Consider the following 12,362-nt stretch of genomic DNA (forward strand, 5'->3'; position numbering starts at 1 on the left):
CGTGCCCTGCGCGAGACATATGGCGAAGTCCTTCCCGCGTTAAAGGGGGACGGGCCGGCGGGCGGCGAGTGCCCGGTTCGGCGCGGAGCCGACAAAGTTCGGGATAAGCCCGTTCCGGTGTTGTTCCTGTCCGGGGCATGGCCTAGAGGAGGCCCATGGGCAAGGCTACCGAACCGCCGGCCGGCGGCGGCGACATCGAACCGATCGACCTGAAGGCAGCGCTGGAAGAGCGCTACCTCGCCTATGCGCTGTCGACCATCATGGGCCGCGCGCTGCCGGATGTGCGCGATGGCCTGAAGCCGGTGCATCGGCGCATCGTCCACGCCATGCGGATCCTGCGGCTGGACCCCGGCCAGGGCTACAAGAAGTGCGCCCGCATCGTCGGCGACGTGATGGGCAAGTTCCATCCCCATGGCGATGCCTCGATCTACGACGCGCTTGTGCGCCTCGCCCAGGATTTCGCGATCCGCTATCCGCTGATCGACGGGCAGGGCAATTTCGGCAATGTCGATGGCGATAGCCCGGCGGCCATGCGCTACACCGAAGCTCGGATGACCGATGTCGCCACGCTGCTGCTGCGCGGCATCGACGAGGACGCGGTCGACTTCAAGAAGACCTACAACGAGGAGGAGGACGAGCCGATCGTCCTGCCGGGCGCGTTCCCGAACCTGCTCGCCAATGGCTCGTCCGGCATCGCCGTCGGCATGGCCACGTCGATTCCGCCGCACAACGCCGCCGAACTCTGCGACGCGGCGCTGAAGCTGATCGAGAACCCGGAGGCCACCACCGACGCGCTGCTGCGCTTCGTACAGGGTCCGGATTTTCCGACCGGCGGCGTCATCGTCGACAATCACGCGCAGATCCGCGAGGCCTACGACACGGGGCGCGGTTCGTTCCGGGTGCGGGCGCGCTGGGAGACCGAGGACCAGGGCCGCGGCGGCTACGTGGTCGTCGTCACCGAGATTCCCTACCAGGTCCAGAAGTCGCGGCTGATCGAGAAGATCGCCGAGCTCCTCCTGGCGCGCAAGCTGCCGCTGCTCGGCGACGTGCGCGACGAATCGGCCGAGGACGTGCGCATCGTCATCGAGCCGAAGAGCCGGACGGTCGACCCCGAACTCCTGATGGAATCGCTGTTCCGGCTGACCGATCTGGAATCGCGCATCCCGCTGAACATGAACGTCCTGTCCGGTGGCAAGGTCCCGAAGGTCCTGTCGCTCAAGGAGGTCTTGGCCGAATGGCTGGCGCATCAGCGCGAGGTGCTGGTGCGCCGGTCGCGCTACCGGCTGGCGCAGATCGAGCGGCGGCTGGAGATCCTGTCCGGCTATCTCATCGCCTTTCTCAATCTCGACGAGGTGATCCGCATCATCCGCGAGGAGGACGAGCCGAAGACCGAGTTTATGCGGACCTTCGAGCTGACCGACACCCAGGCCGAGGCGATCCTCAACATGCGGCTGCGCTCACTGCGCAAGCTGGAGGAATTCGAACTCAAGCGCGAATTCGACACGCTGACCGACGAGAAGGCCGAGAAGGAAGCGTTGCTGGCGTCCGAGGAGCGGCAGTGGGCTGGCATCGCCGCTGAGGTCCGCGAGGTGCGCGAGTCCTATTCCAAGAAGACCAAGGTCGGGCGTCGCCGGACGCTGTTCGCCGATGCGCCCAACCGTGCGCTCGACGACATCACGGTCGCCCTGATCGAGAAGGAGCCGATCACGGTCGTCCTCTCGAAGAAGGGCTTCCTGCGCGGCATGAAGGGCCATCTGGCGGATTTCTCGTCGCTGGCCTTCCGCGAGGGAGACGGGTTGCAGCTCGCCTTCCATGCCATGACGACCGACAAGCTCTTGTTCCTGTCGACCGGCGGCCGCGCCTTCACCCATGGCGCGGACAAGATGCCGGGCGGGCGCGGACAGGGAGAGCCAATCCGGCTCGCATTCGAACTCGAGGACGAGCAGGACATCGCGCTCGCCTTCGTCGCCGATCCCGAGCGGCGCAGACTGCTGGTTTCCACCGACGGGAACGGCTTCATCGCCAGCGAGGCCGACATGCTGGCAAACACCCGCAAGGGCAAGCAACTGATGAACCTCGCCGGCAAGACGCGGCTCGCACTCGCCGCTCCGGTGGGCGCGGGCGACCATGTGGCGATCGTCGGCGAGAACCGGAAGCTGCTGGTCTTCCCGCTGGTGCAGGTGCCGCAGATGACCCGCGGCAAGGGCGTTCGGCTGCAACGCTACAAGGACGGCGGCCTGTCCGACGCGCGCGTCTTTGCCATGGCGGGCGGGCTGACCTGGTCCGATTCGGCCGGGCGCAGCTTCACCCGTTCGGAAACCGAGCTGCTGGAATGGCGCGGCGACCGGGCACAGGCCGGACGCCTGGTGCCGAAGGGCTTCCCCAAGACCAACAGGTTCGACGGCTAGGCAGGGACGGAGTTGTCCTCCGGGTGACCGATGGCCCGGTGCTGCCGGCCTCAGACCAGGCGGTCGTGCCGTGCGACCGGCCGCCGCTGGCGGCGCATGCGGCGCAGTTCGGCGATGGAATGGGCGACCAGCGTGGCGACGACGACCGCGCCGCCCAGCATCGCCAGATCGACCGGTCGTTCCGCGAAGATCAGCCAGACCCAGACAGGGGCGAGCACGGTCTCGATCAGGAACGCCATGGAGACCACCGGAGCGGGCACGAACATCGGTCCGATGGCGAGGCAGATCATCGCGACTGGGATCAACACGCCGCCATTCAGGACCAGCCAGATGATCGCGTCGGATTGAATGCCCTCGCCGGCCATGAAGGGCAGGGCGACCAGCGCCGGCACCAGCCCGCCCAGCGCCGCCGTGTAGCGCATGTCGGTGCGGCTGCGCCGCGACAGGGTCAGCGCCAGTGCGATCAGGAAGGCCGTCGCCAGTGCCGACAGGTCGCCGGTCCAGTTGCCGGTCTCGAATCCCGCGCCGATGATCAAAAGGACGCCGAGCAGCGTCGCGGGTATGGCCAGCACGGTCGCCAGGGGCGGGCGTTCGCCGATCAGCAACCAGGACAGGATCGCGGCGAACATAGGGTTGAAGGCGAGGATGAAGACGACATTCGCCGCGCTGGTGTTGAAGACAGCGAAGACGAAGGTGGTGGCGGCCAGCGAGAAGATGCCGACGATAAGAAAGCCGGTGCGACCGGCGATTAGCTTCTGGCCGCGCGGGTTCCGCGCCCGGTCGATCAGCCAGATGAGCAGGACCGCCGCTGCGGTCAAAAGACCGCGGATCGCCAGCACCGTCCAGAAGCTGCTCTCCGACATCCGGATCAGAGGAATGTCGAAGGACAGGACCAGCCCGCCGATGCCGACGATGGCAAGGCCCTGGCCATAGGAGCGGGCCGAAGCGGCCGCTTCGGTTTCGGACAGCGCGGACATGGGTACCTGTCGGATGGTGGGATCGTCGCCGTCGGCTATAGCGCCCGGCGCCAGATGGCAACCGGCGGCGCACGCCGGCTCAGCCCTCGTAGCGTTCCCAGCCCTTGGGAAGCAGGTGCTCCTGCGGGCGAAAGCGGATCTTGTAGTCCATCTTGCGCGAACCGCTGACCCAGTAGCCGAGATAGAGATAGGGCAGGCCGAGCTTGCGGGCGCGCTCGATGTGATCGAGGATCATGAAGGTCCCGAGGCTGCGGTCGCTCTCGTCGGGCTCGAAGAACGAATAGACCATCGACATGCCGTCGGCCATCACGTCGCTCAGGGCGACGGCCACGAGTTCGCCGTCCGAATGCCGGCTGAAGGCCGAATCCGCGCCCCGCTTGCGATACTGGACAAGCCGCGTGTCGACCTGGCTGTCCTCGACCATCATCGCGTAGTCGAGAACGCTCATCTCGGCCATGCCGCCCTCTGCGTGGCGGTGATCGAGATAGCGCCTGAACAGGGAATATTGCTCGCTCGACGGATCCGGCTCGTCCATCCGGCCGATCAGGTCGCGATTGCGCGCGGCGACGCGCCGCATGGAGCGCGTCGGCTGGAACTCGTCGACCAGGATGCGCACGGAGACGCAGGCGCGGCAGCGCTCGCAGGCGGGCCGGTAGGCGATGTTCTGGCTGCGGCGGAAGCCGCCCTGGCTGAGCAGGTCGAGCAGCGACGGTGCGCGCTCGCCGGTCAGATGGGTGAAAACCTTCCGCTCGGCCTGGCCCGGCAGATAGGGGCAGGGAGACGGTGAGGTGAGGAAGAATTGCGGCGTCTGCGGATGATGTACCGTCATGGCCGACCCTTCCGTCTCACAAGGAATAATACCATGGGCCCACGATCGAAAATGTTAACCACACCAGGATCACAAGAGGAATACCGGCCTTGGCGAAGTCGATGAAACGGTAGCGTCCCGGCCCCATGACCATCAGGTTCGTCTGATAGCCGATCGGGCTGGCGAAGGATGCGTTGGCGGCGAAGATGACGCAGGCAAGAAAGGCCTCCGGCGGTGCTCCGAGCCGATTGGCGACGTCGAGCGCGATGGGGGTGAACAGGACCGCCGTCGCATTGTTCGACAGGAAGTTCGTCATGATCGCTATGACAAGGAACATGGCCGAGAGAATGACGGCGGCCGACTGACCGTCGAGCGCGGCGACCGTGCCGTCGGCAATCATTGCCGCGCCGCCGGTGCGCTCCAGCGCCGTTGCCGCGGCAATCGCCGCGCCGACGAGCATGAAGATCGACCGATCGACCGATCGGGCGGCCTCGCCGATTGTCAGGCAGCCGGTCGCCACCATCAGGACAGCCCCGGTGACCGACAGGACCTCGATGGGCAACAAGCCCGTTGCCGAGCCCAGAACGATGCCGAGGAAGATCGCGACCGCCACCTTCGCCTTGGTGCTTTGCGGAATGGTCTGCGCGGAATATTCCAGCAGCAGCAGATCGTGATTGCCCTTAAGCGAGGAAATCGCGGCCTCACGCCCGCACAGAAGCAGGGTGTCGCCGGGCTCCAGCCGGATCTCCGACAAAGCGGAGCGGGCCATCCGGCTCTTGCGCTGCAGGCCGAACAGAGTGATCCCGAACTGGGTGCGCAGCCCCGAGAACTGCATGGTCCGCCCGGCATATCGCGAGCCGGGCGCGACCACCGCCTCGGCCATCACCATGTCCGGTCCGATCTTGCGCTGCTCGGCCGTGAAGCCCGAGGGATCCAGGGTCTTGATGGTGAGGTTTCCGGCGGCCAGCGCCTTGGAAAAGGCGCGGCGCGTGGCGGTGACGATCATCCGGTCGCCGGGCTGGAGCGTGACGCCGTCGAAGGGCGGCAGGAAGGTCTCGTCAGCGCGCAGGATCATCCGCGGCATCAGGTCGCCCAGATCGGTGAACAGGCCGGCGCGCGCGGTGCTGCCGACGAAGGCATGTCCGTCGGTGATGTCGATCTCGCCGAGGAACTGCTTGCCGCCAGCATCGACGACGCGGCCCTGTGGGCCCTCGCGGGGGGTGAGGATCCGCGGCATGACCTTGATCACGTAGAACCCGCCGACAAGCGCGATGGCGAGGCCGGGAATGGTGAAGTCGAAGAAGCTCAGGGTGATGCCGGACCGCGCCGCGACGCCCGCCACGAGGAGGTTGGTGGAGGAGCCGATCAGCGTGGTGATGCCGCCAAGGATCGACAAGAAGGACAGCGGCATGAACACGCGCGATGGGGAGATGCCGCGCTGGGTCGCCAGCATGGTGAGGATGGGAATGAAGATCACCACCACCGGCGTGTTGTTGAGGAAGGCCGAGAGAACCGCGGCGCTGAGCAGCACCACGGCGACGGCCCCGGCGCCCGCCGTCCCGCCGATCCGCGAGAGCAATTGGGTCGGCCGCGCCATGGCGTCGGTCGCAAACAGGCCCTGGCCGACGATGAGCAGCGCCAGCACGGTGACGAGCGCCGGATTGGCGAAACCCGACAGGAGGTCGCCGCTGGTCACGGGGAAGCCGGCCTCGTCCCGGTAGGGGAACAGGGCGAAGAGAAGGAGGAAGGCACTGAGGGACGCCGCAGCGACAGCCTCGATCGGCCAGCGCTCCAGCGAATACCCGACCACACTCACCAGGATGAGGAGGTAAGTGACCCAGACGTGTAGCGAATCCATAAACCGCCGCGTTCCGTTGTCCGCCTGACCTTATCCGTGTCGGGACAGCGATTGGCAACCCGTCGGTCGATACCGACATGACGGGGCGGCGAGGCTCGGCTTCAAATGGGCAACGGGCTGAAGGCCCGGCTCCGGCCTCGCCAGCTGGGCTTCAGGCCGGCGGCGACCGGCTCAGCGGTCGCGGATGACCGCGGTGCCGAGCAAGAGGTCGTGCAGGAGCTGCTTGCGCCGCGTGAACAGCGCCACGAGCAGGACGAAGGGCGTCAGAACCGAGACGGACGCCCAGAACAGGACGCCGTGCAGGACCGCGAGCGCCGGGTCGACAGGAGCGCCGTCAAGGCGGGCGACGCGCAGGCCGGCGACGCGCATGCCAGGCGTGGCCTGCTGCCGGCCGCCCATGGTGAAGCCGACATAGGCAATTGCGATGAGCGGCAGGAGGATCGCATAGAGCCCCCAGGCGAGGCCGAGCGACACGATGCCCAGCACGAAGACGACGATCGCCGCGGGAACCGACAGCAGCAGCACCAGCGCATAGTCGACGACGAAGGACATCATGCGCCGTGTGCGCACGCCGTCGTAGAGCCGCGGCGAATCAAGCTCGGTCGCCCGGAGATCGGAGGTTCGCACAGTGGTCTCTTCGTACACGGCAGGATCCTCGTCGTGGTTTCGTACGATCCCAAGATGGGGGCGGAAAAGGCGGCCTGCAATATACGGCGACGCGGAGGTGATGCGGGACCGTATCAGCCGACACGCATGCGCGCAGCGACCTTCGGTGAGAAATAGCTGAGGATGCCCGACGCGCCGGCGCGCTTGAAGGCGGTGAGGCTTTCGATCATCGCGCGATCACCGTCCAGCCAGCGATTGCCCGCCGCCGCCATGATCATCGCGTACTCGCCGGACGTCTGGTAGGCGAAGGTCGGGACGCCGAATTCGCGAGACAGGCGCGAAACAATGTCGAGATAGGGCATGCCGGGCTTGACCATGATCATGTCGGCGCCTTCGGCGATGTCCTGCGCGGCCTCGCGCACGGCCTCGTCGCTGTTGCCGCAGTCCATTTGGTAGGTGCGCTTGTCGCCCTTCAGCATGCCGCCGGATCCGACGGCATCGCGGAACGGGCCGTAGAAGGCCGAGGCGTATTTCGCCGCATAGGACATGATCATCGTGTCGCGATGGCCGACATCGTCGAGCGCCTGACGGATGCAGGCGACGCGCCCGTCCATCATGTCGGACGGTCCGATGATGTCGCAGCCCGCATTGGCCTGCACGACGGCCTGCCGGCACAGCGCCTCGACCGTCTCGTCGTTGAGGATGCGGTCGCCCTCCATGATCCCGTCATGGCCATGAGAGGTATAGGGATCGAGCGCGACGTCGCAGAGAATGCCGATCTCGGGAACGGCCGCCTTGATGGCGCGGCTCGCCCGGCAGACGAGATTGGCCTCGTTGAAGGCCTCGCTGCCGTGTTCGTCGCGCTTGTCCGCATCGGTGTAGGGAAACAGTGCGACGACCGGAATGCCGAGATCGCGCGCCTGTCTGGCCGCATCGACGCAACCTTCCACCGACAGCCGGAAAACTTCCGGCATGGAGGGGACCGGTTCGGGGGCACCGCCGCCTTCACGCACGAAGATCGGCCAGATCAGGTCGTCGGCGGTCAGGTTGGTCTCGCGCACCAGACGGCGCGACCAGTCGGACTGGCGCAGTCGCCGCATCCGAAGGCCCGCCGTCGCCGCATCGATGCGCGCCGTGATGGAAACGCCAGAATCGCCGGTCCGTGTCATGCGGCAACATCCCATCTGTCTGAGGGCGCCCCATCCCATGCATTTGCATGGCGGACAGGATCGCGCCCCGGCGCGGACGCCGATCGCCGCGCGGTCGACTTCTGCGTATGCGCTCAGGCCCGCGACATCAAGATTGACGCGCTCTTTGCGTCCGCCGTAGGTTCCCGGCGCGTCGGGCAGACTCCCCGTCGCCCGGGTGGCTCCGATCACGGCCGCCCGCCGATACCATCTTTCCTTGCGCCTCCGCCCGTCCGCGGGAACGGCGCCCAACGGACCGGAAGGCAGAGTCTCGTGATCAAGGGATTTGCCCAACGGGCCAGAGCCGAAGCGTTCCACAGGGCGCTGGCGGTCTGGCTCTACCGCATGGCGGCCATCGTGATGTTCGTCGCGGGGGTCGTCTACTGGATCCGGCTGGTCGGCATCGAGGACGGACCGCTTTATCGCTTCGACCTGATGCCGCTGTGGTGGAAGATCGCCGCCCCGACGCTCGCCGTGCTCTATCCCGTAGCCGGTATCGGCCTGTGGCTGACCGTCGGCTGGGGTGCGGTGGTCTGGGTGCTGATCGCGATCATCGAGGCCATCATGCATCTGGGCTTCCCGCAGCTGTTCGGGCCGAACCTGCTCTGGCTCGGGTTTCACCTGTGGGGCCTCGGCATGCTGGGCGCCGTCCGCGTGATCGGGCTGTACGAGCGCCGCCGCCTGCGCGGGTACTGATGGCTAGCCGCGGCGCGCGGTGGCCGGGTCCGCGGGCCTTGAAAGGAATTGTTCAGTTCGGGGATAGAGCTTGTTAATCAAGACTTTGGATGGGGAAGTGTAAGACGGCATTAAGCCTGCGGTTTAAGTCGAATTTTAGATGCGCTGGCTATGTTGGGTCTCAAGATGGGGTCGATAGAGAACATCCATCAGCTCAACAGCGGAGACTACTATGAACGCTCAGATGAAGGCAGACGCCGCGCCGCAGGTCGCTCCGAAGGACGAACTGAAGTCGCTCTACCTGGAAACGCTGCAGTTGGTCGAGCGGCTGCACCGCCGCCTGCTCGACGTCATCAAGGACGAGTTCGACCGCAACAGCCGCACCGACATAAACGCGGTCCAGGCGCTGCTGCTCTTCAATATCGGCGACTCGGTGCTGACCGCCGGCGAGCTGCGCACCCGCGGTTTCTATCTGGGCTCCAACGTCTCGTACAACCTGAAGAAGCTGGTCGATCTCGGCTTCATCAATCACCAGAAGTCGCGGGTCGACCGCCGCGCCGTGAAGGTGTCGCTGACCGACTCCGGCCGTGAAGTCGCGGCGATCGTGGCCGAACTCTACGACCGCCACATCGGCTCGATCGACAAGGTCGGAGGCCTGGACGAGCAGGAATTCCAGAAGATGAACCGTTCGCTGCAGCGGCTCGACCGCTTCTGGAACGACCAGATCCTCTACCGCCTGTAAGACGGGCTTCCACCTCCGCGCAAATGCCTCGCGACCTGAAAGGGTCAGCGAGGCTTTCGCATGTCCGGCGGCAGCTGCGGGCGTCCGGCCGCGGGGAGGGGGCAAGTCGGGCAGCGCGGCCCTGCCGAGCGCGCCGGTTCTCTTTGTGACATCTCGCCACACATACGACGGGCGACGAAAGCTGGCTGCGAAGAGAATGGGAATCCTGCGTGCGAACATTTGGTCTGGCCCTAGCGACCGCCCTGACTCCGATTCTCGGTCTGATGACGTTGCTGCCGATTGCCGAATCGAATGCCTGGTGGGTTCGCATGTTCGACTTCGTCCGCCTGCAGGTGGCTGTCGCGCTGCTGGCGATCCTCGTCATCGGCCTGCTCGCGAGGGCATGGCGATCAAGGACTGGCGCCGTCACGCTGTCGGCCTGTGCCGTCCTGGCCGGCTACCAGGCTTCCTGGTTGCATCCGTATTCGCCGATCGCGACACCGATGGCCGTGACGGACCGATCCTGCCCGCCGGGTGCCGCCTTCACCGTGATGGTCGCGAACGTCAAGAAGGGCAATCGGAACTTCGAGGCCTTCCGGGCGGTGGTCGAGACGGCCGACCCGGACATTCTCCTCGCCCTCGAGACCGACCAGTGGTGGGATAAGCAGCTTGCCGCCCTCGATGATCGCTACCAGGCCAGCGTCGAGAGCGTGCCGAAAGCTGCGGAATATTTCGGGCTGCATCTCTTCTCGAAATTTCCGCTGGACGAATCCGCCATCGAATTCTGGTTCGGGGAGGATACTCCGGCCGTCTCCGCCGAGGTGAAGCTGCCGACAGGCACATTCCGTTTCGTCGGCATCCACCCGCGTCCGCCCCAGTCATTCGAGCAGCCCACCACGCTGCGGGACGGAACCCTGGCACATGTCGCGCTCGAAGCGGCCGAAACGGTGTTTCCGATCGTCGTTGCAGGAGACTTCAACGCAGTCTCCTGGGAACGGACATATCGCCGGATGATGCGGGTGGGCGGACTTCTCGATCCGACCGTCGGACGGGGCTTCTTCGCGACCTACGATGCCACCAATCCGATCATGGCATGGCCGCTCGATCACATCCTGTTTCAGGCGGGGATCGGCCTGCGTGATTTCGAGACGCTGCCCTTCATCGACTCTGACCATTACCCGGTCATGGCCAAATTGTGCCTGAACCCGGAGATGGCATCCCGGCAGAGCGCTCCGACCGAGCGAGCGGACGATCGTGAAGAACTGCGCCAGGCGGTCCAGAGCGCGCGCCGTCTGGGCACACCCTAGCCAATCGATCGCCTCCGGCATCACGCCGAAGCGCGGATTTTCCACCTGAGCGATTCCTTCGTATTTTCGCCTTGTTTGTTCCCGGCTAAGAGAAATTGACTATCGATTTGATGGAACGGATAGCCGCCGGGAATGGTTGGTCAGACACACAGCAATTGGATCCGTGTTTACGAGGTCCGATTTCTCACCGATCAATTTCGGAAGGTAAATTACATGCGCAATATTTTCGTAGTCACACTTCTCGCCGGTTCGGCACTCAGTGCAACTGCATTCGCTCAGGATAATACCGAGGCAGATGTTGTTGTTCAGCCGGATGCCCCGGTCATCAAGATGGATGTTCCTGAGCCGAACGTGACCGTCGATCAGGCCGCGCCAGACGTGTCCGTGTCGCAGCCCCAGCCGATCATCACCATGACGCAGCCGGCTCCGACGATCACGGTGAACATTCCCAAGCCGACGATCACGGTCCGCATGCCTGATCCCGACGTGAACGTCGACATGGCTCAGCCGGAAGTCTCGGTCAGCCAGGGTGAGCCGACGGTTGCGGTCGACGATTCCGGCAGTGCCGCGGTTGCGACGGACGACGGCACCGATCAGGCCAACGTGCAGGTCGATGCAGCGGCCGCCAACGTCATGGTCCGCAACTCCGACCAGCGCCCGCAGATCAATTACGAGAGCGAGGAAGCTCAGGTCACCGTCAATCAGGAAGAGGGCGAGCCCAACATCGTCTATCAGAATGCTGACGGTTCGCCGATGGACGGCTCGCAGGCCATGGCGGACGTGACCGAAGACGATGCAGAGCGCGTTCAGGAGGACGCCGCCGCGGCAGATCCCGCCACCGGCAAGCTGGCACCCGTTTCGGGAACCGACGATGCTGCCATGATGTCTGAAACGGACAACGCGACGATGGCCATCAACCCGTCCTCGACCGGACAGGTCCAGCTGACCGTTGAACAGATCACCGATTATTCCATCGTCGGTGCCAATGGCGAGGTTCTGGGCGACATCGAAAGCGTCGTCGAGGTGAACAATCGTCTCTTCGCCGTGATCGGATCCGGCGGCTTCCTGGGTCTCGGCGAAAAGCAGGTTGCCATTCCGCTGTCGTCGCTGGTTGCGACCGAGCAGGGCATGATGGCGCCGAGCGTCTCGGAGAGCCAGGTCGACGCGCTGGAAGAGTTCGACGCGGACGACTATCCCGAGCTCGAAGAGAACATGAGCATCACTGTCGGCGAAGGCTAAGTCCGCGCAGGCAGCAAATTGAGAAGGCCGACGGTTCATGCCGTCGGCCTTTTTCGTCGTGGTCGCGAGTTCTGCGGGCGCATCCACGCCGGGCGGCGACTTGTGATCCCGAGATTTCCGACTGTAAGGGCCGGGACACGGAATGCCAAACTCAGGACGACGCCGAACGCCGTGTTGTCTCGGAAAGCCCTGGCCGCTCACGGGGCTGGGGACTGGGGATGAACAATCAGGACACCGCGAGAGGTGTCGCCAAGCCACCCTGTGATCGCCGTAGCCGCCTGGATAACCGCTCTCTCCGGATGTCGTGGAGATAGTGTCCCACCATGTGGTGTAGCTGACGGCGATGGCCGTGCGGTTCCGGCCAAGCCGGATTGATCAGCGTGCCACGGCTGGCAGGCTAACGAACGGATCATCGCTCAGGGGAGCGACAGATTCCAGTGTCATGTACCTGGCCCGCTGAACCGCCCACTCATCATTTTGCTCGAGCAGCAGCGCGCCGACGAGGCGCTGGATGGCCTCATCGTTGGGAAAGATGCCGACGACGTCGGTGCGCCGCTTGATCTCGCCGTTCAGCCG

General features: G+C 65.2%; 11 protein-coding genes. 5 read left to right on the forward strand and 6 right to left on the reverse strand.

Features of this window, described 5'->3' with window-relative positions; genetic code table 11:
* Window positions 1-155: 155 nt before the first annotated feature.
* Window positions 156-2,408: a DNA topoisomerase IV subunit A gene (gene parC, locus VQ042_RS10875; RefSeq protein ID WP_331819058.1), complete on the forward strand. Its 2,253-nt coding sequence runs from the start codon at window positions 156-158 to the stop codon at window positions 2,406-2,408.
* 50 nt (window positions 2,409-2,458) lie between these two features.
* Here the strand turns inward: parC and VQ042_RS10880 are convergent, their stop codons facing one another.
* The 5 genes from VQ042_RS10880 to hemB all read right to left on the reverse strand — a co-directional run bounded on the left by VQ042_RS10880 (window position 2,459) and on the right by hemB (window position 7,826).
* Complete coding sequence (locus VQ042_RS10880; RefSeq protein ID WP_331819060.1) at window positions 2,459-3,385, reverse strand: DMT family transporter; 927 nt, start codon at window positions 3,383-3,385, stop codon at window positions 2,459-2,461.
* Window positions 3,386-3,464: 79 nt separating this feature from the next.
* Window positions 3,465-4,214, reverse strand: coding sequence for an arginyltransferase (locus VQ042_RS10885; RefSeq protein ID WP_331819062.1), 750 nt, complete (start codon window positions 4,212-4,214; stop codon window positions 3,465-3,467).
* 16 nt (window positions 4,215-4,230) lie between these two features.
* Window positions 4,231-6,051, reverse strand: a complete 1,821-nt coding sequence (locus tag VQ042_RS10890) for an SLC13 family permease (RefSeq protein ID WP_331819064.1) — start codon at window positions 6,049-6,051, stop codon at window positions 4,231-4,233.
* A 171-nt stretch (window positions 6,052-6,222) separates the two neighbouring features.
* Entirely contained in the window at window positions 6,223-6,696 is a 474-nt protein-coding gene (locus tag VQ042_RS10895; protein WP_331819066.1) for an RDD family protein, read from the reverse strand.
* Between the two features lie 95 nt (window positions 6,697-6,791).
* Window positions 6,792-7,826, reverse strand: coding sequence for a porphobilinogen synthase (hemB, locus tag VQ042_RS10900; protein WP_331819068.1), 1,035 nt, complete (start codon window positions 7,824-7,826; stop codon window positions 6,792-6,794).
* A gap of 291 nt (window positions 7,827-8,117) precedes the next feature.
* Between hemB and VQ042_RS10905 the strand changes: the two genes are divergently transcribed.
* The 4 genes from VQ042_RS10905 to VQ042_RS10920 all read left to right on the forward strand — a co-directional run bounded on the left by VQ042_RS10905 (window position 8,118) and on the right by VQ042_RS10920 (window position 11,786).
* Window positions 8,118-8,540 carry a DUF6163 family protein gene (locus tag VQ042_RS10905; protein ID WP_331819070.1) on the forward strand — a complete coding sequence of 141 codons (423 nt, stop codon included), beginning with the start codon at window positions 8,118-8,120 and terminating at the stop codon, window positions 8,538-8,540.
* Window positions 8,541-8,751: 211 nt separating this feature from the next.
* Window positions 8,752-9,261 carry a transcriptional regulator LdtR gene (ldtR, locus tag VQ042_RS10910; protein ID WP_331819072.1) on the forward strand — a complete coding sequence of 170 codons (510 nt, stop codon included), beginning with the start codon at window positions 8,752-8,754 and terminating at the stop codon, window positions 9,259-9,261.
* A gap of 308 nt (window positions 9,262-9,569) precedes the next feature.
* Window positions 9,570-10,547, forward strand: a complete 978-nt coding sequence (locus tag VQ042_RS10915; protein ID WP_331819074.1) for an endonuclease/exonuclease/phosphatase family protein — start codon at window positions 9,570-9,572, stop codon at window positions 10,545-10,547.
* A 213-nt stretch (window positions 10,548-10,760) separates the two neighbouring features.
* Window positions 10,761-11,786 (forward strand): PRC-barrel domain-containing protein, encoded by a 1,026-nt coding sequence (locus VQ042_RS10920; RefSeq protein WP_331819076.1) that lies wholly within the window; start codon window positions 10,761-10,763, stop codon window positions 11,784-11,786.
* A gap of 375 nt (window positions 11,787-12,161) precedes the next feature.
* On the opposite strand, the gene VQ042_RS10925 is transcribed toward VQ042_RS10920, so the two are convergent.
* The coding region (locus tag VQ042_RS10925; RefSeq protein ID WP_331819078.1) for a transposase at window positions 12,162-12,362 on the reverse strand (201 nt) is incomplete at its 5' end.

Source organism: Aurantimonas sp. A2-1-M11 (genome assembly GCF_036549475.1).
Classification (GTDB): Bacteria; Pseudomonadota; Alphaproteobacteria; order Rhizobiales; family Rhizobiaceae; genus Aurantimonas.

Excerpts from the sequence above, each read along its gene's own strand:
- parC (WP_331819058.1), top strand. The coding sequence starts at position 156 with ATGGGCAAGGCTACCGAACCGCCGGCCGGCGGCGGCGACATCGAACCG.
- VQ042_RS10880 (WP_331819060.1), bottom strand. The coding sequence starts at position 3,385 with ATGTCCGCGCTGTCCGAAACCGAAGCGGCCGCTTCGGCCCGCTCCTAT.
- VQ042_RS10885 (WP_331819062.1), bottom strand. The coding sequence starts at position 4,214 with ATGACGGTACATCATCCGCAGACGCCGCAATTCTTCCTCACCTCACCG.
- VQ042_RS10890 (WP_331819064.1), bottom strand. The coding sequence starts at position 6,051 with ATGGATTCGCTACACGTCTGGGTCACTTACCTCCTCATCCTGGTGAGT.
- hemB (WP_331819068.1), bottom strand. The coding sequence starts at position 7,826 with ATGACACGGACCGGCGATTCTGGCGTTTCCATCACGGCGCGCATCGAT.
- ldtR (WP_331819072.1), top strand. The coding sequence starts at position 8,752 with ATGAACGCTCAGATGAAGGCAGACGCCGCGCCGCAGGTCGCTCCGAAG.
- VQ042_RS10915 (WP_331819074.1), top strand. The coding sequence starts at position 9,570 with ATGTTCGACTTCGTCCGCCTGCAGGTGGCTGTCGCGCTGCTGGCGATC.
- VQ042_RS10920 (WP_331819076.1), top strand. The coding sequence starts at position 10,761 with ATGCGCAATATTTTCGTAGTCACACTTCTCGCCGGTTCGGCACTCAGT.